Source organism: Rhodanobacter sp. B2A1Ga4 (assembly GCF_018101315.1).
Classification (GTDB): domain Bacteria; phylum Pseudomonadota; class Gammaproteobacteria; order Xanthomonadales; family Rhodanobacteraceae; genus Rhodanobacter; species Rhodanobacter thiooxydans_A.
Genome location: NZ_JADBJR010000001.1, coordinates 336,548 through 357,106, shown reverse-complemented (window position 1 = coordinate 357,106; position 20,559 = coordinate 336,548). Strand labels below are relative to the sequence as shown.

Genomic DNA, 20,559 nt, shown 5'->3' with positions numbered 1-20,559 from the left:
TCAATCCTTGGAGTGGGCCTTGATGTAATCAACGGCCTGCTGCACGGTGGTGATCTTCTCGGCGTCCTCGTCGGGAATCTCGGTCTCGAACTCTTCCTCGAGTGCCATCACCAGTTCCACCGTGTCCAGCGAATCTGCGCCCAGGTCGTCCACGAACGAAGCGTTCGCCGTGACTTCATCTTCCTTCACGCCCAACTGCTCGACGACGATTTTCTTGACGCGCTCTTCGATGGTGCTCATGTTGCCCATACCTCTCAAGGAAATAATTGATTTGTCTGTGCCGGCGCGAGGCCCGCGAAAGGCCGGCGCATTGTAGTGGCTAAACCGCGTGGCCGCCACGATTGGCCGGTGATGGAGAGGCGTGCCCCCCATGACCGGCGCCAAAACGCGATTGTCGCCTAAAACCGGGCCGCTGGCGACAACTGCGTCCATAACTCCTACGGCATGTACATGCCGCCATTGACGTGCAGGGTTTCCCCGGTGATGTAGGCCGCCGCCGGCGAGGCCAGGAAGCCCACCGCCCTGGCGATGTCCGATGCCTCGCCCAGCCGCCCCAGTGCGATCTGGCCGAGCAGTGCCTGTTTCGATTCTTCCGGCAGCGCGCGGGTCATGTCGGTATCGATGAAGCCTGGCGCCACCACGTTGACGGTGATGCCGCGGCTGCCGATTTCGCGCGCCAGCGACTTGGAGAACGCGATGATGCCGGCCTTGGCTGCTGCGTAATTGGACTGGCCCGGATTGCCGGTGAGCCCGATCACCGAGGCGATCGAGATGATGCGGCCCTTGCGCGCCTTCATCATGCCGCGCATCACCGCCTTGGAGGTGCGGTAAACCGAGGTGAGGTTGGTGTCGATGATCGCCTGCCAGTCCGCTTCGGGCATGCGCATCAACAGCTGGTCGCGGGTGATGCCGGCATTGTTGACCAGGATCGAGACCGCACCGAACTCCTTCGCGATGCCGTCGATCAGCCCCTCAACCGCCGCGCCGTCGGTGACATTCAGCACGCGGCCGTGGCCGCCATGCGCGGCCAGCCGCTCGCCGATGGCGGCGGCGCCGCTCTCGCTGGTGGCGGTGCCGATCACGGTGGCCCCCATCGCCGCCAGCTCGTCGGCAATCGCCGCGCCGATGCCGCGACTGGCGCCGGTGACCAGCGCGATTTCACCCTGCAGTGGTTTGCTCATTGGAATCGTCCCTTCGGAAATCGGAAATCGGAAAAGCCGGCGCTCACGCCCACTCGGCACGCGCGGCATCGAGTTCGGCCGGGGTGCCGATGGCACGCGCCTCGATGCCCTTGTCGATGCGCTTGATCAGGCCGGTCAGCACCTTGCCCGGACCGCATTCGGCAATGCGCGTGGCGCCGCCGGCGGCCAGCGCCTGCACGCATTCCGTCCAGCGCACCGGCAGGTACAACTGGCGCTGCAGCGCGCCGCGAATGTCGTCGACCGTGGCGTAGCTCTTAGCCTCGGCATTCTGGATCACCGGGATCGACGGCAGCCGCCAGTCGATCGTGGCCATCCGCTCGCCCAGCCGGTCAGCCGCCCCGCGCATCAGCGCGCAATGCGATGGCACCGACACGGCCAGCTTGATCGCCTTCTTCACACCCTGCTCGGCGAGCCTGGCCAGCGCGCGGTCGACCGCCTCAGCGTTGCCGGCGATCACCAGCTGGCCCGGCGAATTGAAATTGGCCGGCGCCACCACCTGGCCCTGCGCAACCTCCTCACATACGGTCGCGATCTGCGCATCGTCGCCGCCGAGGATCGCCGCCATCGCGCCCACGCCGGCCGGCACCGCCGCCTGCATCAACCGGCCACGCTCGGCGACCAGCGCCGCTGCGTCATGCAGCGACAGCGCGCCGGCACAGACCAGCGCGCTGTACTCGCCCAGGCTATGGCCGGACAACTGCGCCGGCTGCACACCGCCCAGCTTCCGCCACACCCGCCACACCGCCACGCTGGCAGCCAGCAGCGCCGGCTGGGTGTTCTCGGTGCGGTTGAGCTGGTCTTCCGGGCCGTGCACGCTCAGCTTCCACAGGTCGACGCCGGCGCCTTGCGAGGCTTCCTCGAACGTGGCCTGCACCTCGGCATGTGCCACGGCCAGTTCGGCCAGCATGTCGACCGACTGCGAGCCCTGGCCGGGGAAAACGAAAGCAAGCGGAGCGGAAATCGAACTCATGGAGGCGTGGATCCTGCCGACGAAAACCGCCATGGTGCCAGCATCGCCGCCCATACGCAGCTGTATTCAATATTTCCCGGGGCACAAAACACGATGCCGCCCGAGTGGGCGGCATCGTGGAAAAGCCTTCGAGCGGCAAGCGGCTCAGTAACGCAGCAGCGCCGAGGCCCAGGTGAAGCCGCCGCCGAACGCCTCCAGCAGCAGGTTCTGGCCGCGCTGCACCTTGCCCGAGCGCACCGCGTAGTCCAGTGCCAGCGGCACCGAGCCGGACGAGGTATTGGCGTGCTTGTCGACGGTCACGATGACGCGCTCCATCGACATGTTCAGCCGCTTCGCGGTCGCCTCGATGATGCGCAGGTTGGCCTGGTGCGGGATCAGCCAGTCCACCTGCGATTCGTCCATGCCGGCGGCCTGCAGGGTCTCGCCGACCAGCGAGTCGAGCGTCTTCACCGCGACCTTGAACACCTCACGGCCGGCCATGCGGATGCGCACGCCGTGATTCGGCTCGTCCTTGAAGCCGGCCGACACGCCGACCGGGTTGTACAGCAGTTCCTTGTGACCGCCGTCGGCATGCAGGCAGGTAGCGTAGATGCCCGGCTCGCTGGAAGCCTCCAGCACCACCGCGCCGGCGCCGTCGCCGAACAGCACGCAGGTCTCGCGCTCGCTCCAGTCGACCATCCGGGTCAGCGTCTCGGCACCGATCACCAGCACCTTCTTCGACTGCCCGCTCTTGATGAACTTGTCGGCCACGCCCAGCGCGTAAACGAAACCCGAGCAGGCCGCATTGACGTCGAACGCGGCGCAGCCGTTCGCGCCGAGGCGATGCTGCACCAGGCAGGCGGTGGACGGAAAGATGATGTCCGGCGTGGTCGTGCCCAGCACGATCAGGTCGAGTTCGGAAGCCTTGACGCCAGCGCTCTCCAGCGCCTGCTGCGCAGCGCGGAAGGCCAGGTCGCCGGTGGTCTCGCCGTCGGCGGCGATGTGCCGCTGGCGGATGCCGGTGCGGGTGCGGATCCATTCGTCACTGGTGTCGACGATCTTTTCCAGATCGGCGTTGGTTACCACACGCTCCGGCAGGGCGCTGCCGGTGGCGATGATGCGGGAATAGATCTGGGCCATTCAGCTGTCCATCAACGTAAACGAAGGATTGAACGCCTTGAACGGCGCCAGCGCAACCGTCCCCTGCGGCATTCGTGGTATCCGTCAACGCAAAACGGCGCGTTGCCGCGCCGTCTCGCCTGACCGAAATCCGGGAACCCCGCAGGGCTCCGCGAAACCGGTCAATCCTCGACCGACACCGCGCCCTTGGTCTCGATCACTTTCTTGCCGCGGTAGTAGCCGTCCTTGGTGACGTGGTGGCGCTGATGCACCTCGCCGCTGGTCGGATCGGTGGACAGCTGCACGGTCTTCAGCGCGTCGTGCGCACGACGCATGCCGCGGGTGGACGGGGTACGGCGGCTCTTGGCAACGGCCATGGTGGTTCTCCAGCTGAAACTTGATGATTGAACAGGTTGATCTGTTGCGTCATGGCCCGGGTCGGACGATCCGGGCCGGCGGTTACTTCTTCAGTTCGCGCAACACCGCGAACGGACTTTCGGAACGCCCCTCGCCGGCAGAGTCCGGGTCATGGCCTGTCACTTCGTCGGGCAGGCTGCTGTCCGGGTTGACCGGAATCAGCGGCAGCGCCAACAGCAATTCGTCTTCTATCACCACCGCCGGATTCAACCGGCCATCCTCGGCCACCAGCAGCGGTTCGCAATCCGGCGGCAGCCCGGCCTCGTCGCGCTCCTGCCTGATCAGGCCCAGCCGGGTGTCCACCACGACCGGCAGCACGAATGGCTCCAGCGTGCGTTGACAGATCAGCGCCAGCGGTGCCCGTGCACGAACGTCGACGTAGCTGATGCCCAGTTCGTCGCGCCCGAAATCCAGCTCGAACTGCAGCAGCCCATCGGTACTCGCCAACACCTCGCACAGGCGGGACATGGTCGCGATGGGTAGCGTTCCTTCGAACGAACGCCGCGCCGAGACCATGCGCCAAGCGTCCACGGACTCTGGCAGTGTCACGGACATAATCGCGGAATGTTAGGTTCGGAACCGCCCGAAGTCAACCGGGACGGCATCGCCCCGCCGTGCCAGCCGCCTATTTTGCCTGATCCGGCCCCGATGGGGCAGACTGAATCTCCCTGTCGCCCGAGCCATCGCCCTTGAACTCCTATCTGACGCTCGGCACCGCCGTGTTGCTGGCCTTGCTGATTGCCCTGGTGGCCGTCGTCCTGCTGCTGCGCCGGCGCCAGGCACTGCGTGGCAGCAGCCTGCGAACCCTGCTCGACCTGGCCGACCGGCTGGAAATCGACCTGAAGACCTGCCGCAACGGCCTGCAGCAGGCGCACGCGGTGATGTCGCTCAATCCCGACCTGCCGGCCGCCAGCGAACAGGACGCGCAGCATGCGATCGACGCCGGCCTGCGCGCGCTGCTGCAGCAGCGCCTGTGGATCCGCGACCGCTCGCCGCGCGCCAGCCAGCATGAACTGGACGAGGCCGCCGCCTCGATGCGCGGCACCCGCAACCGCCTGCAGCCGCTGCTGAAGGCCCTCGACCAGGCCCAGACCGACCTGAACAGCGCGATGCGCGAACACATCCGGCGCGAATCGGACACATGAGCCTGCCCCGCCAAGCGCCCCGCATCGTACTGGGTTCGACTTCGCGCTATCGCGCCGAGCTGCTGCGCCGGCTGCTCCCCGACTTCGAGCAGGCCGCCCCCGGAACCGACGAAACCCCGTGGCCCGACGAAGCACCCGTCGCACGCGCCCTGCGCCTGGCGGTCGCCAAGGCCGCGGCGGTCGCCCGCGACCACCAGGATGCGCTGGTGATCGGCTCCGACCAGGTCGCCGAACTCGACGGCCTGATCCTCGACAAGCCGGGCAGCGCCGAGCGCGCCCGTGCCCAGCTCGCCGCCAGTTCCGGCCGCGAGGTGCATTTCCATACGGCGCTATGCCTGCTCGATACCCGCGATGGTCGCCAGCACACCCACGTCGACCATACCCGCGTGCGCTTTCGCGAACTGGACGCAGCGACGATTGCCCGCTACGTCGAACGCGAACAACCACTGGATTGCGCCGGCAGCTTCAAGTGTGAGGGCCTTGGCATCAGCCTGTTCGAGGCGATCGACAACCGCGACCCGAGTGCACTGATCGGCCTGCCGCTGATCGCGTTGGCCCGGCTGCTGCGCGAGGCAGGCATCGAGCTGCCCTGAGCCACGGCTACACTGCGTTTCACCCATCGCCACCCGAACGCCCGGATCCCCATGTCAGCGTTGACCCAGCCCCACGACGAACCCCTGCAGCAACGCCTGGATGCCGCGATGGCCCAGGTCAACCGTGTGCTGCTGGGCAAGCCGCGCCAGGTGAAGCTCGCCTTCACCTGCCTGATCGCCGGCGGCCACCTGCTGCTGGAAGATGTGCCCGGCGTGGGCAAGACCACCCTGGCGCACGCGCTGGCGGCCACCTTCGCGCTGGAATTCCAGCGCGTGCAGTTCACCAGCGACCTGCTGCCGTCGGACATCATCGGAGTCAGCGTGTACGAGCGCGAGACCGGCCAGTTCCGCTTCCACCCCGGCCCGATCTTCACCGGCCTGATGCTGGCCGACGAGATCAACCGCGCCAGCCCGAAGACGCAGAGCGCGCTGCTGGAGGCGATGGCCGAGGGCCAGGTCACCGTGGACGGCCAGACGCATGCGCTGGCGCAGCCGTTCTTCGTGGTCGCCACGCAGAACCCGCTGGATCTCAACGGCACCTTCCCGCTGCCTGACTCGCAACTTGACCGCTTCATGCTACGGCTTTCGCTGGACTACCCGGACGCCACCGCCGAGCGCGCCCTTCTCACCGGCAGCGACCGCCGCGACCTGCTGGCCCAGCTGACGCCGCAGCTCGACGGCACGGCGCTGCTCGCGCTGCACCGCCAGGCGCAGGCGATCACCGCCAGCGCCGCCCTGCTCGACTACCTGCAGGCCCTGCTCGCCGCCAGCCGGCGACATGCCGACATCCGCGTAGGCCTGTCGCCGCGCGCTGGCCTGGCGCTGCTCGCCGCGGCGCGCGCGTGGGCGTTGCTCAGCGGCCGCGGCCACGTGTTGCCGGAAGACATCCAGGCGCTGTTCGTGCCGTTGGCCGCGCATCGCCTGCTGCCGGCGCGCGGCGCCAACGGCGACACGCTGGCGCGGCAGCTGCTGGCCGAGGTGGCGGTGGATTGATGCCTGACCTGCTGCAGCGATTACAGCGATGGGCCGAACGCCGGCTGCCCGCACTCACCCGCTACCGCCGCCCCGAGAGCCTGCCGATCGAGTTGCACCGCCGGCGCATCTACATCGTGCCGACCGGCTTCGGCCTCGGCTTTTCCGTGCTGCTGCTGGTGATGCTGGTAGGTGCGCTGAACTACGCCAACAACGCCGCCCTGCTGCTCACCTGCCTGCTCGGTGCGGCCAGCGCGGCCAGCATGCTGGTGGCCTTCCGCAGTCTCGACGGCCTGCGCCTTGGCCACATCCGCGCCGGCCACGCAGTCGCCGGCCAGTCGCTCGAGCTCACCCTGGCATTCGACTCCCGGCGTCCGCGCAACGCGATCCGCGTCGACCTGGGCGACAGTACGACGGCCTTCGCGCTCGACGGCCATGCCAGCGCCCTGGTGAAACTGGCCCTGCCCACCGCACGACGCGGCTGGCAGCCGCTGCCACGCCTGCGGGTGTGGAGCAGCTGGCCACTGGGTCTGTTCCGTGCCTGGAGCTGGCTGCATCCCGAGCAGTCCGTACTGGTCTGGCCGCGTGCGGAATCGGCCGGGCCGCCGCCGCATGCCCGCGCCGACGACGCCCGTCACATGCGCCTGCATCGCGGCGACGAACTGGCCGCACTGCGCGACTACCGCGCCGGCGACCCGCAACGACATGTCGCCTGGAAGGCCAGCGCCCGCCACGAGAGCCTGCTGGTGAAGGATTTCGAGCAGCCGCAAAGCCATCCACAATGGCAACTCGACTGGCGCCAGTTGGGCGGACTCGACAACGAGGCGCGCATCGCCCGGCTGGCGCGCTGGCTGAATGAGGCCCAGGCGCAGCGCCGCCACTACAGCCTGTGGCTGCCCGGCAACGAGATCCCCGGCGGCAGCGGGCCGCTGCACTACGCACGTTGCATGAACGCGCTGGCGCAGCTGCCATGACGCCGCGCTGGCCCCGGCCGCCGAGCGCGCGACCGATCGACACCCGCGCGTTCGACCTGCTCAGCCTGACCATGGCGCTGGTGCTGGGCCTGCACGCGCCGCACCTGCCGTGGTGGCTCGCCATCACGCTGGCGCTGATCCTCGGCTGGCGCTGGTGGCCGCGACGGCACCGCGCTGGCCGCGTACCGGGCTGGCTGAAGCTGCCGCTGCTGGCCCTGCTGACGCTGGCGGTGATCGTGCAGTACGGCAACATCTTCGGCCGCGAGCCGGGCACGGCGCTGGCGGTCGGCCTGCTGATCCTGAAACTGCTGGAAACCGAGACGGCGCGCGACGTGCGCGTGGGCATCAGCTTCGCCTGTTTCGCGCTGATGGCCGCGCTGCTGTTCGACCAGGGCCTGGTCGCCACCGTGGTGGTCGCGCTGGGCCTGCTGCCGGCGCTGGCCACCCTGCGCGCGCTGGAACCCGGGCAACTGCCGACACCCAGCCTGCCGCGAGCCTTGCTGCCGGCGCTGGCGCTGACCGCGGCGGCGCTGCCGCTGGCCCTGCTGGCCTTCCTGCTGGTACCGCGACTGAGTTCGCCGCTGTGGGGCGCGCCTTCGCCGAACCAGGCGCGCACCGGCCTCGGCGACAGCATGACGCCAGGCAATTTCACCGAGCTGCTCACCGACGACCATCCCGCGATGCGGGTGAGTTTCGACGGTGCGCCGCCACCACCGGATCAACGCTACTTCCGCGCTTATGTGATGTGGAATTTCGACGGCCGCAGCTGGCGCCAGCTCGACCCGCGATACGCTCCACCACGGCAACCGGCGCCGCTGGAGGTGGCCAGTTCAATCAGCTACCGGATCAGCCTGCAACCCACCCGGCGACGCGTGCTGCCGATGCTGGACGTGCCGTTGCAGGCGCCGGCGCAGGCCAGCCTGCAGGCCGACCACGAGGTGATGGCCGACAAGCCGGTCAACGACCCGCTCGACTACGCCGCGCGCTCGGCATTGCGCTACCGGCTGCAGCCTGATCTGGACGAACGCTCGCGCCGCCTCGGCCTGCGCCTGCCGGCGGATTTCAACCCGCGCACGCACGCGCTGGCCGCGCAATGGCGGCAGCGCTACGGCGGCGACGACGCCGCGATCGTGCAGGCCGCGCTGAGCCTGTTCCACGACGGCGGTTTCCGCTACACGCTGGCCCCGGCGCCGCTGGGACGCGATTCGGTGGACGACTTCCTGTTCGACACCCACGAGGGTTTCTGCGAGCACTATTCGTCGGCGTTCACCGTGCTGATGCGCGCCGCCGGCATCCCGGCGCGGGTGGTCACCGGCTACCAGGGCGGCTACTGGAACAAGCTCGGTGACTACCTGCTGGTGCGCTATTCCGACGCGCATGCGTGGAGCGAGGTGTGGCTGGCCGGGCGCGGCTGGGTGCGCGTCGATCCCACCGGCGCGGTGCGCCCAGAGCGCGTTTCGCTAGGTGCGGCCGCGGCCGCCGGCGACCAGTTGTCGTGGTATCGCAACGACTGGCTGCAGGGCCTGCGCAATCGCTGGGACATCGTCAACCGCTGGTGGGACCAGGGCGTTATCGGTTTTGATGCGCTACGCCAGCGCGGCCTGCTGACCCCGTTCGGCATCCGCGACGCCGACACGGCGACGCTCGGCGTGCTGCTGGCGATCAGCAGCGTGCTGTTCATCGCGATCGGGCTGGCGTGGGCCTTGCTGCGGCGGCAGCCACGCGACCCGTTGCGCGGCGCGCTGCGCGAGCTGGAGCGTAAGCTGGCGCGCAAGGGCATTGCACGCCGCCCCGCCGAAGGCCCGCAGCATTACCTGAGCCGCGCCGCCCGGGCGCTGCCCGGTCAACGCGATGAACTGGCAAGCTTGATGAGGAGTTACCTGGAACTGCGTTATGCCCATGACGAACCGCCGACTGAACCATTGCGTGCGTTCCAGCACGCCGTGCGGGATTTCCGTATCGTCAACGTGGTCAAATAAGAGCCGACACGACGGCGCAGGCCGTCGCCCAAGTATGGAGAGATCCCCATGTCCCTGTACCGCCCGTTGACCCTCGCCGCCGCGCTCGCCCTGCTGGCCGGGTGCGCGACGATTCCGAAACCGCTGGAAGGCACCTATACCGACGTCTCCACTGCCAGCGCCCAGCAAGGTGGTGCGGGTGGCACGCGCGTGCGCTGGGGCGGCGAGATCATCAAGACCGAACCGGGCCCGCAGCAGACCTGCTTCTACCTGCTGTCGCGTCCGCTGGACAGCCAGGCTCGCCCGAAAGGCGGCAACAACGGCGAGAACCAGGGCCGTTTCGTCGCCTGCCGCGATGGCTTCTACGATCCGGAAGTATTCGTCCGCGGCCGCGAGCTGACCGTCACCGGCACGCTGCACGGCACGGTGTCGCAGAAAGTGGGCGACTTCGATTACGCCTACCCGCGCGTCGAGGCCGACGTGGTCTACCTGTGGCCGAAGCGCCCGGTTGTCGTCAACTATCCGCCCGGTTTCTACGACCCGTTCTGGGGACCCGGCTTCGGCCCGTACTGGGGCGGTTATCCCTACGGCTACTATCAACCCCGCGTGATCGTGGTGCGGCCGCCCCCGCCGCCCCCGCCGCCGAAGAAGTAAGCGCACATGAAAACGCCGGCTCGAAGCCGGCGTTTTCATGTGCGGGATGTGGCGCCGCCACGCTCAGCCCGGCGGCCAGTGCATGCGTCGCCCCGCCAGCAGGTGCACGTGCAGGTGGTACACGGTCTGCCCGCCATCCTCGTTGGCGTTGATCACCGTGCGGTAGCCCTGCTCGGCAAAACCTTCCTGCTTCGCGTACGCCGCCGTGGCCAGCAGCAACTTGCCGAGCAACTCGGCGTCGCCCGCCGTCGCATCGTTGAGGGTGGCCATCGGCTGCTTCGGGATGAACAGCACGTGCACCGGCGCCTGCGGATTCAGGTCGCGGAACGCCAGCACCTCGTCGTCCTCGTAGACGATGTCGGCCGGAATCTCGCGGCGGACAATCTTGCTGAAAATCGTGTCGGTCATGATCGTTCCCCTGCGGTAATCAATCGAGCAGTTGCCGGCCGCCGAACGCGTGCGCCAGCGTGCTGCGATCGACGTATTCCAGTTCGCCGCCCAGCGGTACGCCGTGCGCCAGCCGGGTCGGCCGCACGCCGCCGGCACGGGCCAGCTGAGCCAGGTAATGCGCGGTGGCCTCGCCTTCCACGGTCGGATTGGTGGCGATGATCAGCTCCTCGATCTCACCCTCGCCCAGTCGCTGAATCAGTTGCGCCAGTCCCAGTTCTTCCGGGCCCAGCCCGTCCAGCGGCGACAGCCGCCCCATCAGCACAAAATACTGGCCGCGGTAGCCGGTGGCCTGCTCGATCGCCGCCAGGTCGGTCGGCGACTCCACCACGCACAGCACCTGGCGGTCGCGGCTGACGCTGGCGCACAGCGCGCACAGCGGTTCCTCGCTGAAGTTGCGGCAGCGCTCGCAATGGCCGATGCGCCGCATCGCCTGCTCCATCACCGCGGCCAGCTTCAGGCCGCGTTCGCGCTCACGCTCCAGCAGATGGAAGGCCATCCGCTGCGCACTCTTGCCGCCCACGCCGGGCAGGCAGCGCAGTGCTTCGATCAGGTCGGCGAGGAGGGGGGAGCCGCTCATTCGATTCCGTGCATCAGAACGGCATCTTGAAGCCGGCCGGCAGGTTCATCCCGGCAGTGACGCCGCCGAGCTTGTTCTTGCTGACTTCGGCCACCTTGTTCACCGCGTCGTTGATCGCGGCGGCGACCAGGTCCTCGGCCATCTCGGGGTCGTCCGCGAACGTCTGCCGGTCGATCTGCACACGGCGCACCTCGTGCGCGCCGGTCATCACCACGCTGACCAGGCCGCCGCCGGCGCTGCCGGTGACTTCAAGTTTCGCGATTTCCTCCTGCGCGCGCTTCATGTCTTCCTGCATGCGCTGGGCCTGCTGCATCAGCTGGCCGATCTGTCCTCTCATCACACTGCTCCGGATTCGCTGTCAAAGGGTTTGATGGATTGCGGCACCACGCGCGCGCCGAACTCGCGCTTCAGCGACTGCACCAGCGGATCGCCCTCGATCGCCTGCTCGGCCGCGGCCTGGGCCGCATCGCGCGCCTGCGCGGCACGTGCCGCCGGGGTCTGCGTGGCGGCAGTCTGGCTGCTGTTGACGAAGCGCAGGCGGATGCGCTCGCCCAGCGCCTGGCCGATGCGCTCCTCCATCTGGCTCACCATCGGCTCCACCGCCAGGCTCATGTGCGCCGGCTGCAGCGCCAGCACCAGGGTCTGCCCGTCGCGCTCACGCAATACCGCATTCTGCGCCAACAGGCCGAACGGCCCGCGCAGGCCGGCGCGCTCGATCAGCGTCTCCCAGTCTGGCAAACCGTTCTCGTCCCGCGTGATCGGTGCAGCGGCGGCGGCCGGCGTCGATGCCGGCGCGGCGCGCGATGGCGGCGGGGCTTCGTGCTGACGTGCCGGCGCGGCGGCGGGTCGTGCCGGTGCCAGGGTAGGTGCCGGAGCCGCGGGACGCGACGGCGCCGACGCGGGTCGTTCCGTGCGCGTGGCGGGCGCGCCGTCGCCGGGACGGAACGCCAGCATGCGCAGCAGCGCCATCTCGAAACCGGTGCGCGCATCCGGCGCCAGCGCCAGGTCGCGCCGGCCCGAGGTGGCGATCTGGTAATACAACTGCACGTCTTCCGGCGTCATCTGTCCGGCCAAGGCGAGCAGCGCGCCGTCATCGTCGCTGTCTTCCTCCGGTCGATAACCGGGGATCAACTGGATCAGCTGCAGCCGATGCAGCACGCTGGCGATGTCGTCCAGCACGCCGCCGAAGTCCGGCGAGTACGAGGCGATCTGCGTGCATTCGGCCAGCAGCCGCTCACCGTCGCCGGCAGCCAGCGCGTCGAGCACGCCGAGCACCTGCCCGCGCGCCACGCTGCCCAGCATGTTGCGCACGTCGTCGGCGTGCAGCGCGCCGCCGCCGTAGGCGATCGCCTGGTCCAGCAGCGACAGGCCGTCGCGCAGCGAACCGTCCGCGGCGCGCGCCAACTCACCGATCGCACCGTCTTCGTAGGCGATGTTCTCGGCGCCAAGGATGTGCCGCATCTGGCCGGAGATCTGCTCCGGCAGCAGGCGTTTCAGATTGAATTTCAGGCAGCGCGACAGCACCGTCACCGGCAGCTTCTGCGGGTCGGTGGTGGCGAGCAGGAACTTCACGTGCGGCGGCGGTTCTTCCAGCGTCTTCAGCAACGCGTTGAACGCGTTCTTCGACAGCATGTGCACCTCGTCGACCAGGTACACCTTGAAGCGGCCGCGCGACGGCGCGTACTGCGCGTTCTCGATCACCTCACGCACGTCGTCCACGCCGGTGTTGCTGGCCGCGTCGATCTCCAGCAGATCGACGAAACGCCCCTCGTCCACCGCCGTGCACACCGAGCATTCGCCGCAGGGATCGGCCGATTGCCCGCGCTCGCAGTTCAGCGACTTGGCGAAGATACGCGCAATGGTGGTCTTGCCGACGCCGCGGGTGCCGGTGAACAGGTAGGCGTGGTGCATGCGCCCGGTGTCGAGCGCATTAGTGAGCGCGCGCACCACGTGTTCCTGCCCGACGAGTTCGGCGAACTTGCGCGGACGCCACTTGCGGGCGAGTACCTGATAAGACATGCCTGACTACCTTGGGGCGAAGACTGATTGTGCCAAGTCAGCGGGGGTAAGTCAGTAAAAGCGCCGTCCGGAAATGGCGGCGGCCCCGCCAGCCACACCCCGGCACCCGAATCATTCGCTACCGTTGCTTCCTTCCGGACCTGGCGGAGTTTGCGAACTATCGTCGCGGGGGGACCGACGGGGCCACCATGGACGTCAAGCGATATCGCTTGTTGTTTTGCTGTTGCGCCAGCTTCAGGCTGTCGCACCAATTCAGAAACTGGCGGAGAGAGCGGGATTCGAACCCGCGATAGGTTTTACCCTATACACACTTTCCAGGCGTGCTCCTTCAACCACTCGGACACCTCTCCGCATACTTGACCCTCTTTGCGGGAATCCAACCCTGCAAAGAGTCGGCAAGAATACCGGCAGCAGGGCCATGCAGGCAAGCGAGCGGCACGGATTCAGCCAGCGTCAGCCCTGGGTTCCACCGGGGCGGGCAAGGCAACCCGTTCGCCGGGGCTGGCGACGCGATAGCCGAGTGCAGCCAGCGCAGTGCCATCGGCTTCGCTGCCGTAGTGGTAAAGCAGCAGCCGGGCGCGCAATGTTTTCGGATACTCGCGCTCGACGTCGTCGATGCCGGTGTGCGAGGGGTTGCCGACCAGGCCGCAGTCGTGGGCGACGATTTCGCCGGCGTCGGCACGGCTGGCCAGCACTTCGGGGATCGGCCGGGTGTCGCCGGTGTAGACGAAGCTGCCGTCCAGCGCCAGGCCGTACGAGGTGCCCGGCACATGGTGGCGGGTAGCGAACACGTCGAACCACAGGTCATCCAGCCAGAAACCACGGGTGCACGGCACCAGGCGGAACGCCTCCCAGAAATTGGCGCCGCCCTCGGCCAGCGCACCGGGGTAGTCGGCGACGCGCGTCTGCAGCCACGGCATCAGCGCGGCGTGGACAAACACCCGGGTGGTGCCGCGCAGGTGCGGGTCGAACCACAGGCGGATGAACAGTTGCTCCAGCCCGGCCACGTGATCCATGTGGGTATGCGTGATGAACACGGCCGGCGGCAACGCGTCGTAAGCCGCCAGGTAGCGGTCGAGCGTGTCAGGGCCGCAGTCAATCAGCAGCAGCGGTACGCCGGCACGTTCCAGCACCACGGCCGACGAGCCCAGCTCCACCGCGTGCGCGGCGCCCACGCCAACAAAATGCAAATGCCAGTTCATGGGTTCAGCGTACGCCCATAGCGGTAGAGCAGCGGCTGCCAGATACCCTTCTCGAACGCCGCCTCGCCGTCGGCGGCCGCGCCGAGCTTGAGCAGCGACCGGCGCAGACGCTGCAGGTTCGCCTGTTGCCAGGCCACGGAAGGGATGCGCATGCGGCCGCGGTCGAAATCGATCAGGTACAGCCCATCCGGTGCCACCAGCACGTTGTGTGCGTTCAGGTCGGCATGCCAGACGCCGGCGCGATGGAAACGCGCCACCAGCGCGCCGACTTCCTCCGCCAGTTCGCCATCCAGCCGCCCCGCCGCCAGGCATTCGGCCAGCGTCCCTGCGTCGGCGATGCGGCGGGTGATCAGGTCGGCGGTGTAGTACGGGCCATGCCGGCGATACCGCGCGGCCACCACCGCCGGACCGGGCAGTTCCAGCCGGGCGATCTCGGCGAGCAGGCGGAATTCCGCGAACGGGCGTGTGCGATCGGCCCCGGTCCACAGATACCGATCGCCCATCAGCGCGGCGACCAGGCCGCCACGACGATAATGCCGCAGCACGCATTCGCCCACCGGCGTGGCCACGATCGCGACGCCGCCGCGACCGCCGGCCTGCATGCGCAGCGCACCACGCTCGCGCCAGTAATCCGGCGCGAACCAGTCATGCCCGACTTGTGGCGATGCCTCGGCGTCGAACAGAATCGTGCCTTCGGCATCCTTGTGGGTTCGTTCCTGCATCATCATGCCCGGTGACTGCCCCGGATTCTAACCCAGCCCCATGACCCCGAACCCGATCACTGCCCCCGCCTCGATCTGCCTGCTGCGCACCTCCGCCATCGGCGACGTCACCCACGTGGTGCCGCTTCTGCGCACCTTGCAGCAGGCGTGGCCGCAAACTTCGCTGACCTGGATCGTCGGCAAGCTGGAACGCAAGCTGGTCGGCGACCTGCCCGGCGTGGAATTCGTCACCTTCGACAAGGCCGCCGGCTGGACCGGCATGCGCGCCGTGCATGCGGCGTTGCGCGGCCGGCGTTTCGACGCGCTGCTGCAGATGCAGGTGGCGCTGCGCTCGAACCTGCTGAGCCTGGGCATCAAAGCCGACCGGCGCATCGGCTACGACCGCGCGCGCGCGAAGGACCTGCACGGCCTAGTCGTCAACGAGCGCATCCCCGCACGCAGCGGCGAGCACGTGCTGGACGCGATCGGCAGCTTCTGCGAACCGTTGGGACTGAAGCAGACCCAGGTGCGCTGGGACATCCCGATTCCCAACGAAGCGCACGCCTGGGCCGCCGAACAACTTCCCGGCGACACGCCGACCCTGCTGGTCAGTCCCACCTCCAGCCATGCGCTGCGGAACTGGCGGCCGGAGCGTTATGCCGCAGTGATGGACCATGCCGCCGCGCGCGGCTGGCGCGTGGCGATGGTCGGCGGCCCCTCCACCTTCGAGCGCGAGATGGCCGACGCCGTGCTGGCGGCATGCCAGTCGGCGCCGCTCGATCTCACCGGCAAGGACACGCTGAAGAAACTGCTGGCTTTGCTGGGGCGCGCCCAGCTGCTGCTGACTCCGGACTCCGGCCCGATGCACATGGCCAACGCGGTCGGCACCCGCGTGCTCGGCCTGCACGCGGCGAGCAACCCCGACCGCTCCGGCCCGTATTCCGACCGCCGCTGGTGCGTGAACAAGTACGACGAGGCCGCGCGCAAGTATCTCGGCCGACCGGCCAGCGAAATCCCGTGGGGCAGCAAGATCGAGAAGCCCGGCGTGATGGATCTGATCGGCGTGGACGACGTCATCGAACGCTACGAGGCTGCCGCGCGCGACATGCGGCTGTTTTAGACCGCGCGGTAATCCTGGTACGACTTTTCCTCGACCAGTTGCGAGCCTAGCTTGAGGTTGATCTCGCGCTTGAACGCCGCGCGTTCGTCATTGCGGAAATACACCGAACGTGCCAGCTCGATGAACTCGGCGTCGAACGCCTGCGCCCGCTCTTTCAGGCGGATGCGGTCCTCGATGTCCCACAGCAGCTCGTTCACCGCCAGCAAATGTGCGCGCTCGCCGGAGATGTCGGTGCGCGAAGCCGCGTCATTGGCCCAGGTCGCGTTGAGCAGGTCCAGCTCGTTGCGCACGTTGGCCAGCTTGGCCGCATCGGTGATGCGGCGCGACTTGATCTCCAGGATGGTGATCTTGTCGATCAGCTCACCATAGGACACCGGGGTCTGGATCAGGCTCATGGTCTTGGCTTCCGTCAAAAAGGATGAGTCATGCCGCCGGGCGGAGTGCGCCCTGCTGCACCAGCGCGCAGACCGTGCGCACGTCGCCGTCCATCGCACGGTCGCGGTGCATGAAGCCGATCTGCCGGCGCAGGATCGCATGGGCATCGCGCACGCTGGCGCCGGCGTGGAAATCGCCGGCACCGGCCAATGCCGCCGCGAGCTGCTGCACTTCGGCGACGAACTGTTCGTAATGCGGCTGGCCTTCGCGCGGCGCGTTGGCAATCTTCGCCGCGAGCGCCTGCCAGCCGCCGCGCGTCGCCAGCCGGCGCGCCGCGTTCAGCATTTCCTGGCGGTAATCCAGCGCCTGCGCGGCGGTGTACAGCTCCAGTGCCAGCACGTGGCCGAGGTCTTCCATCATCTCCAGCACGTGGCGCGCCTCGTTGGCACCCATCGAGACGTGGTCCTCGGCATTTGCACTGGTCGGCACCGAATACACGCTGGCCGGATGCGCCCGCGTGGCGAGGTCGTTGACCAGCGCCGCGGCGGTGTACTGCACGATCATGAAACCCGAATCGGTACCGTCCTCGTTGCCGGTGAGGAAGGCCGGCAGGCCGTCGTTGGTGGCCGGGTCGACCAGCTTGTTGAGCCGGCGCTCGGAGATCGAGGCGAGCACCGGGATGGCCGCCTTCACGTAGCTCATCGCCAGCGCCAGCGGCATGCCGTGGAAGTGGCCGGCCGAAATCACCTGCTCCTCGATGAACGGCGCGCCATCGTTGTCCGGGAAGATCAGCGGATTGTCGGTGACCGAGTTCAGCTCGATGTCGATCACCCGGCAGGCCTGCGCCCAGGCGTCGCGCACCGCGCCATGCACCTGCGGCATGCAGCGCAGGCTGTAGGCGTCCTGCGGCTGATGCTTCTTGCCGCCCTTGAACGGCAGGAAGCGCGCGTAGAACGCCTCGCGGCCGTGGCGCTGGTTGGCCGGCACCCAGTCCCAGCCGATGTCGAAGCTGAGTGCCTGGTCGTCGGCTTCGCTCCACGCCTCGGCGCTCCACGGCTTGAAGCGCGGCACCAGGTGGTACGGAATGTCGAGCAGGGTGGAATCGGCCAGCAGTTCGCGCACGTGCGCGGCGGTCTCCACCTGGCCCGGATGCGGGCGCAGCGCGTGGACGTCCGCACGCAGCGCGCCGCTGCGGCCGGCGAAGGCGTCCAGCGTCATCGCCGCGGCGAGGTCGGCGGTGTTCAGCAACTGCTCCAGCGCATCCAGCGCCAGCGCGGCGGTGGCCAGCATCTGCGCGGTGCCGTTGTTGAGCGCCAGACCTTCCTTGAACGACAGCCGGATCGGTGCGAGCCCGGCGCGCTTCAGCGCCTCGGCGCCGCTCAACCGCTCGCCCTGCCAGAACGCCTCGCCGCCGCCGAGCAGCACGATGGCCAGGTGCGACAGCGGTGCCAGATCGCCGCTGGCGCCGACCGAGCCCTTCTCCGGCACCACCGGCACCACGCCGGCATTGAGCATCGCGGCTAGCGCTTCCAGCGTGCTCACGCGGATGCCGGAGTGCCCGCGCATCAGCGTGTTGATGCGGATCAGCAGCATCGCCCGCACCACGTCGGCCGCAAACGGTTTGCCGACGCAGACCGCGTGCGTGATGATCAGGTTGTGCTGCAGCTCCTCCATCAGCGTGCCTTCGGCAGGCTGGCTCCCCGGCAGCTCGTCGCGCACGCGGTGCGCGCCGAGCAGCTTGTCGGCGTTGCTGCCGAAGCCGGTGGTGACGCCATAGGTCGGCTCGCCGCAGCTGACCTTGTCGGCGAGGAAATCGGCGGCGTGCTGCACGCGCTTGAGCTGTGCCTGATCCAGCGCTACCGATGCGCCTTGCCGTGCCACCGCCACCAGCTGCGCGCGCGTCAGGCTGCTGCCGTCGAGAAGAATGGTTTCGCTCACTTAACGAATGCTCCGCACCTTGTTGCCGTCATTCCCGCGCAAGCGGGAATCCATTTTTTGCCGTTGCCAGGCACCTACCGTGATGACCGCTTGTACTACGGCAAGTCTTCCAAAAGATCCCGCCATCGGGGGTTGCTGCCTTCGATCAGTTCCAGCTTCCAAGCTCGGTTCCACTTCTTCAGCTGCTTCTCGCGTGCGATGGCTGACGGGAAGTCCGGGTGGAACTCGAACCACACCAGGTGCTTCACGCCGTAATGCTTTGTAAAGCCTTCAATCACTCCATCGTGGTGTTCCCATGCACGCAGCTTGAGGTTTCCCGTCACACCCACATACAACGTGCCGCGTTCACCGCTGGCCATTATGTAAACAGCCGGCTGTTTCGAAGCCATCCATGCCTCCGTATCTTTCTTCAGGCCGTCATTCCCGCGAAAGCGGGAATCCATTTTGACTTCGTCGCAAGCTGAAGATGGATTCCCGCTTTCGCGGGAATGACGGCTGTGTGGGGGACGATGCTTTGTCTCACCCCATTGCCGCGGCCTGCTCCAGCTCCACCCGCAGCGTCTTGACCAGTTCGCCGCGCGCCACCTCGAACTGGTCCTCACGGCGCAGGTCCTTCACCGTCACCACGCCGCGGACGATCTCATCCTCGCCCAGCACCACCACGAAGCGGATGCCGGCGCGGTCGGCGTACTTGAACTGCTTGCCGAGCTTGCCGCCTTCCAGCACCACCTCGGTGGCGATGCCGGCGCCCCGCAGCTCGCTGGCCAGTGCCAGATAGGCGGGCAGCTGCGCCTCATCCATCTGGGTCACCAGCACGTCGACGGTGCTCTTCGCCGTATCGATCAGGCCGGCGTCTCGCAGCTGCCAGTACAGCCGGGTCAGGCCGATGGAGATGCCGACGCCCGGCAGGTGCGACTTGGTGTACTGGCCGGCCAGGTTCTCGTAACGGCCGCCGGAGCAGATCGAGCCGATCTGCGGATGGTCGTTCAGCGTGGTCTCGTAGACCGTGCCAGTGTAGTAGTCGAGGCCGCGGGCGATCGACAGGTTCAGCGCGTAGTGCGTCTGCGGCACGCCGAACGCGTGGATCAGGCCCAGCACCTCCTTCAATTCGCTGCGGCCCTGCTCCATCGCCTCCGGGCCGGCGCCGAGCGCATCGAGCTTGTCCAGCGCATCCTGCAGCGAGGTCGAGCGCACCTGCACGAAGGCGAGGATCTTCTGCGCCACCTCGGCGCTTAGGCCAAATGCTTCGCCGGTCAGCGTGTCGCGCACGTAGTCGGCGCCGCGCTTGTCCAGCTTGTCCACCTCGCGCAGCACCAGCATCTGCTGCTCGCCGTCGACGATGCCCAGGCTCTCGAAGTAGCCGCGCATCAGCTTGCGGTTGTTGAGCTGGATGGTGAACGGGCCGATGTCCAGCTCGCGGAACACGCTGTAGATCACCGCCGGGATCTCGGCGTCGTAGCGCACCGACAACGCGTCCTTGCCGATCACGTCGATGTCGCACTGGTAGAACTCGCGGAAACGCCCGCGCTGCGCGCGTTCGCCGCGGTACACCTTCTGCATCTGGTAGCGACGGAACGGGAAGCTGAGGTCGCGCTCGTGCTCGGCCACGTAGCGTGCCAGCGGCACGGTGAGGTCGAAGCGCAGAGCCAGTTCGGGGGTGCCCTCGTCGGCCTTGCCCAGCGCGCCGGTGGACTGCACGAAGTACACCTGCCGCTCGGTCTCGCCGCCGCTCTTGGTCAGCAGCACGTCGGAGTATTCGATCACCGGCGTCTCGATGGCCAGGAAGCCGAAACGCTCGTAGTTGCGGCGGATCACGTCGAGCATGCGCTGGAACGCGACCTGGTCGAGCGGCAGCAGCTCGAGCACGCCGGGCATGGTGCGGGCCGGGGTAAGCGCCATGGAATCCTCTACTGACGATGGGGGCATTCCGTCGCACGACAGAACGCGCGACGGCAGCCGTCAAGATTAACAGAACGCCGCCACCCTTCCGCAGCGGATCGTCCAGCGGATGCATCGAACCTGTTGCCAAGCCCCCGATCGGCGATTAAGATACGCGGCTTCCCACGGGGTGTAGCTCAGCCTGGTAGAGCGCTACGTTCGGGACGTAGAAGTCGCAGGTTCGAATCCTGTCACCCCGACCAAATTCGACGATCAAGCTGGCCTCGCGCCGGCTTTTTTGTGTGTTCCGCACGGG

Annotated in this window: 23 protein-coding genes, 2 tRNA genes and 1 other RNA gene; 8 read left to right on the top strand and 18 right to left on the bottom strand. The window is 67.8% G+C overall.

Annotated elements, in window-relative coordinates:
- The 6 genes from acpP to IMW82_RS01650 form a co-directional block, all read right to left on the bottom strand.
- Entirely contained in the window at positions 1 to 240 is a 240-nt protein-coding gene (gene acpP, locus IMW82_RS01675) for an acyl carrier protein (RefSeq protein ID WP_007513179.1), read from the bottom strand.
- Positions 241 to 437: 197 nt separating this feature from the next.
- Positions 438 to 1,181 carry a 3-oxoacyl-ACP reductase FabG gene (gene fabG / locus IMW82_RS01670; RefSeq protein ID WP_211003708.1) on the bottom strand — a complete coding sequence of 248 codons (744 nt, stop codon included), beginning with the start codon at positions 1,179 to 1,181 and terminating at the stop codon, positions 438 to 440.
- 43 nt (positions 1,182 to 1,224) lie between these two features.
- Positions 1,225 to 2,172, bottom strand: coding sequence for an ACP S-malonyltransferase (gene fabD / locus IMW82_RS01665; RefSeq protein ID WP_211003707.1), 948 nt, complete (start codon positions 2,170 to 2,172; stop codon positions 1,225 to 1,227).
- A 144-nt stretch (positions 2,173 to 2,316) separates the two neighbouring features.
- Complete coding sequence (locus IMW82_RS01660) at positions 2,317 to 3,291, bottom strand: beta-ketoacyl-ACP synthase III (RefSeq protein WP_108471366.1); 975 nt, start codon at positions 3,289 to 3,291, stop codon at positions 2,317 to 2,319.
- 161 nt (positions 3,292 to 3,452) lie between these two features.
- Positions 3,453 to 3,647: a 50S ribosomal protein L32 gene (gene rpmF / locus IMW82_RS01655; protein ID WP_007513171.1), complete on the bottom strand. Its 195-nt coding sequence runs from the start codon at positions 3,645 to 3,647 to the stop codon at positions 3,453 to 3,455.
- A gap of 82 nt (positions 3,648 to 3,729) precedes the next feature.
- Positions 3,730 to 4,203: a YceD family protein gene (locus IMW82_RS01650; protein WP_211004290.1), complete on the bottom strand. Its 474-nt coding sequence runs from the start codon at positions 4,201 to 4,203 to the stop codon at positions 3,730 to 3,732.
- A gap of 173 nt (positions 4,204 to 4,376) precedes the next feature.
- Here IMW82_RS01650 and IMW82_RS01645 point away from each other — a divergent pair, with 173 nt between their 5' ends.
- Genes IMW82_RS01645 through IMW82_RS01620 form a run of 6 tightly spaced genes read left to right on the top strand, consistent with a single transcriptional unit; the run spans position 4,377 to position 9,983 of the window.
- Positions 4,377 to 4,832 carry a hypothetical protein gene (locus IMW82_RS01645; protein ID WP_211003706.1) on the top strand — a complete coding sequence of 152 codons (456 nt, stop codon included), beginning with the start codon at positions 4,377 to 4,379 and terminating at the stop codon, positions 4,830 to 4,832.
- Complete coding sequence (locus tag IMW82_RS01640) at positions 4,829 to 5,425, top strand: Maf family nucleotide pyrophosphatase (RefSeq protein ID WP_211003705.1); 597 nt, start codon at positions 4,829 to 4,831, stop codon at positions 5,423 to 5,425. Before IMW82_RS01645 ends, IMW82_RS01640 begins: the two co-directional genes overlap by 4 nt.
- Positions 5,426 to 5,476: 51 nt before the next feature.
- The gene (locus IMW82_RS01635; RefSeq protein ID WP_108471370.1) at positions 5,477 to 6,418 is read left to right on the top strand and encodes an AAA family ATPase; all 942 of its coding nucleotides are present in this window, start codon (positions 5,477 to 5,479) and stop codon (positions 6,416 to 6,418) included.
- Positions 6,418 to 7,371: a DUF58 domain-containing protein gene (locus IMW82_RS01630; protein WP_211003704.1), complete on the top strand. Its 954-nt coding sequence runs from the start codon at positions 6,418 to 6,420 to the stop codon at positions 7,369 to 7,371. The genes IMW82_RS01635 and IMW82_RS01630 overlap by 1 nt, the downstream gene beginning before the upstream one ends.
- On the top strand, positions 7,368 to 9,350 hold the full coding sequence (locus IMW82_RS01625; protein WP_211003703.1) for a DUF3488 and transglutaminase-like domain-containing protein: 1,983 nt from the start codon (positions 7,368 to 7,370) through the stop codon (positions 9,348 to 9,350). The genes IMW82_RS01630 and IMW82_RS01625 overlap by 4 nt, the downstream gene beginning before the upstream one ends.
- A gap of 48 nt (positions 9,351 to 9,398) precedes the next feature.
- A complete protein-coding gene (locus tag IMW82_RS01620) occupies positions 9,399 to 9,983 on the top strand; it encodes a Slp family lipoprotein (protein WP_108471373.1) in 585 nt (194 codons plus the stop codon).
- A 63-nt stretch (positions 9,984 to 10,046) separates the two neighbouring features.
- Here the strand turns inward: IMW82_RS01620 and IMW82_RS01615 are convergent, their stop codons facing one another.
- From IMW82_RS01615 to IMW82_RS01580, 8 genes are all read right to left on the bottom strand, one after another.
- A complete protein-coding gene (locus tag IMW82_RS01615) occupies positions 10,047 to 10,391 on the bottom strand; it encodes a histidine triad nucleotide-binding protein (RefSeq protein ID WP_108471374.1) in 345 nt (114 codons plus the stop codon).
- Between the two features lie 19 nt (positions 10,392 to 10,410).
- Positions 10,411 to 11,010 carry a recombination mediator RecR gene (gene recR / locus IMW82_RS01610; RefSeq protein WP_211003702.1) on the bottom strand — a complete coding sequence of 200 codons (600 nt, stop codon included), beginning with the start codon at positions 11,008 to 11,010 and terminating at the stop codon, positions 10,411 to 10,413.
- 13 nt (positions 11,011 to 11,023) lie between these two features.
- Positions 11,024 to 11,347 carry a YbaB/EbfC family nucleoid-associated protein gene (locus tag IMW82_RS01605; RefSeq protein ID WP_027485554.1) on the bottom strand — a complete coding sequence of 108 codons (324 nt, stop codon included), beginning with the start codon at positions 11,345 to 11,347 and terminating at the stop codon, positions 11,024 to 11,026.
- Complete coding sequence (gene dnaX / locus IMW82_RS01600) at positions 11,347 to 13,029, bottom strand: DNA polymerase III subunit gamma/tau (protein ID WP_211003701.1); 1,683 nt, start codon at positions 13,027 to 13,029, stop codon at positions 11,347 to 11,349. The genes IMW82_RS01605 and dnaX overlap by 1 nt, the downstream gene beginning before the upstream one ends.
- 83 nt (positions 13,030 to 13,112) lie before the next feature.
- Positions 13,113 to 13,209, bottom strand: an RNA gene (gene ffs / locus IMW82_RS01595) — signal recognition particle sRNA small type.
- Between the two features lie 80 nt (positions 13,210 to 13,289).
- Positions 13,290 to 13,379: transfer RNA gene (locus IMW82_RS01590), tRNA-Ser, on the bottom strand.
- Between the two features lie 93 nt (positions 13,380 to 13,472).
- Positions 13,473 to 14,231: an MBL fold metallo-hydrolase gene (locus tag IMW82_RS01585; protein WP_211003700.1), complete on the bottom strand. Its 759-nt coding sequence runs from the start codon at positions 14,229 to 14,231 to the stop codon at positions 13,473 to 13,475.
- Entirely contained in the window at positions 14,228 to 14,959 is a 732-nt protein-coding gene (locus IMW82_RS01580; RefSeq protein WP_211003699.1) for a 3-deoxy-D-manno-octulosonic acid kinase, read from the bottom strand. Before IMW82_RS01580 ends, IMW82_RS01585 begins: the two co-directional genes overlap by 4 nt.
- Before the next feature lie 49 nt (positions 14,960 to 15,008).
- On the opposite strand from IMW82_RS01580, the gene IMW82_RS01575 reads away from it, so the two are divergent.
- On the top strand, positions 15,009 to 16,052 hold the full coding sequence (locus IMW82_RS01575) for a glycosyltransferase family 9 protein (RefSeq protein WP_211004289.1): 1,044 nt from the start codon (positions 15,009 to 15,011) through the stop codon (positions 16,050 to 16,052).
- Here IMW82_RS01575 and IMW82_RS01570 read toward each other — a convergent pair.
- The 4 genes from IMW82_RS01570 to hisS all read right to left on the bottom strand — a co-directional run bounded on the left by IMW82_RS01570 (position 16,049) and on the right by hisS (position 20,264).
- The gene (locus IMW82_RS01570) at positions 16,049 to 16,447 is read right to left on the bottom strand and encodes a DUF6165 family protein (protein ID WP_211003698.1); all 399 of its coding nucleotides are present in this window, start codon (positions 16,445 to 16,447) and stop codon (positions 16,049 to 16,051) included. The two genes, IMW82_RS01575 and IMW82_RS01570, sit on opposite strands and share 4 nt — an antisense overlap.
- A 28-nt stretch (positions 16,448 to 16,475) precedes the next feature.
- Complete coding sequence (locus IMW82_RS01565) at positions 16,476 to 18,365, bottom strand: aromatic amino acid lyase (protein WP_211003697.1); 1,890 nt, start codon at positions 18,363 to 18,365, stop codon at positions 16,476 to 16,478.
- A gap of 95 nt (positions 18,366 to 18,460) precedes the next feature.
- Entirely contained in the window at positions 18,461 to 18,808 is a 348-nt protein-coding gene (locus IMW82_RS01560; protein WP_280518322.1) for a GIY-YIG nuclease family protein, read from the bottom strand.
- Positions 18,809 to 18,884: 76 nt separating this feature from the next.
- The gene (gene hisS / locus IMW82_RS01555; protein WP_211003696.1) at positions 18,885 to 20,264 is read right to left on the bottom strand and encodes a histidine--tRNA ligase; all 1,380 of its coding nucleotides are present in this window, start codon (positions 20,262 to 20,264) and stop codon (positions 18,885 to 18,887) included.
- A gap of 165 nt (positions 20,265 to 20,429) precedes the next feature.
- Between hisS and IMW82_RS01550 the strand changes: the two genes are divergently transcribed.
- Positions 20,430 to 20,506, top strand: a tRNA-Pro gene (locus IMW82_RS01550).
- The last annotated feature ends 53 nt before the right edge of the window (positions 20,507 to 20,559 follow it).

Bases quoted from the DNA above. Each gene is read 5' to 3' on its own strand.
- acpP (WP_007513179.1), bottom strand. From the start codon at position 240: ATGAGCACCATCGAAGAGCGCGTCAAGAAAATCGTCGTCGAGCAGTTG.
- fabG (WP_211003708.1), bottom strand. From the start codon at position 1,181: ATGAGCAAACCACTGCAGGGTGAAATCGCGCTGGTCACCGGCGCCAGT.
- fabD (WP_211003707.1), bottom strand. From the start codon at position 2,172: ATGAGTTCGATTTCCGCTCCGCTTGCTTTCGTTTTCCCCGGCCAGGGC.
- IMW82_RS01660 (WP_108471366.1), bottom strand. From the start codon at position 3,291: ATGGCCCAGATCTATTCCCGCATCATCGCCACCGGCAGCGCCCTGCCG.
- rpmF (WP_007513171.1), bottom strand. From the start codon at position 3,647: ATGGCCGTTGCCAAGAGCCGCCGTACCCCGTCCACCCGCGGCATGCGT.
- IMW82_RS01650 (WP_211004290.1), bottom strand. From the start codon at position 4,203: ATGGTCTCGGCGCGGCGTTCGTTCGAAGGAACGCTACCCATCGCGACC.
- IMW82_RS01640 (WP_211003705.1), top strand. From the start codon at position 4,829: ATGAGCCTGCCCCGCCAAGCGCCCCGCATCGTACTGGGTTCGACTTCG.
- IMW82_RS01635 (WP_108471370.1), top strand. From the start codon at position 5,477: ATGTCAGCGTTGACCCAGCCCCACGACGAACCCCTGCAGCAACGCCTG.
- IMW82_RS01630 (WP_211003704.1), top strand. From the start codon at position 6,418: ATGCCTGACCTGCTGCAGCGATTACAGCGATGGGCCGAACGCCGGCTG.
- IMW82_RS01625 (WP_211003703.1), top strand. From the start codon at position 7,368: ATGACGCCGCGCTGGCCCCGGCCGCCGAGCGCGCGACCGATCGACACC.
- IMW82_RS01620 (WP_108471373.1), top strand. From the start codon at position 9,399: ATGTCCCTGTACCGCCCGTTGACCCTCGCCGCCGCGCTCGCCCTGCTG.
- IMW82_RS01615 (WP_108471374.1), bottom strand. From the start codon at position 10,391: ATGACCGACACGATTTTCAGCAAGATTGTCCGCCGCGAGATTCCGGCC.
- recR (WP_211003702.1), bottom strand. From the start codon at position 11,010: ATGAGCGGCTCCCCCCTCCTCGCCGACCTGATCGAAGCACTGCGCTGC.
- IMW82_RS01605 (WP_027485554.1), bottom strand. From the start codon at position 11,347: ATGAGAGGACAGATCGGCCAGCTGATGCAGCAGGCCCAGCGCATGCAG.
- dnaX (WP_211003701.1), bottom strand. From the start codon at position 13,029: ATGTCTTATCAGGTACTCGCCCGCAAGTGGCGTCCGCGCAAGTTCGCC.
- IMW82_RS01585 (WP_211003700.1), bottom strand. From the start codon at position 14,231: ATGAACTGGCATTTGCATTTTGTTGGCGTGGGCGCCGCGCACGCGGTG.
- IMW82_RS01580 (WP_211003699.1), bottom strand. From the start codon at position 14,959: ATGATGATGCAGGAACGAACCCACAAGGATGCCGAAGGCACGATTCTG.
- IMW82_RS01570 (WP_211003698.1), bottom strand. From the start codon at position 16,447: ATGAGCCTGATCCAGACCCCGGTGTCCTATGGTGAGCTGATCGACAAG.
- IMW82_RS01560 (WP_280518322.1), bottom strand. From the start codon at position 18,808: ATGGATTCCCGCTTTCGCGGGAATGACGGCCTGAAGAAAGATACGGAG.
- hisS (WP_211003696.1), bottom strand. From the start codon at position 20,264: ATGGCGCTTACCCCGGCCCGCACCATGCCCGGCGTGCTCGAGCTGCTG.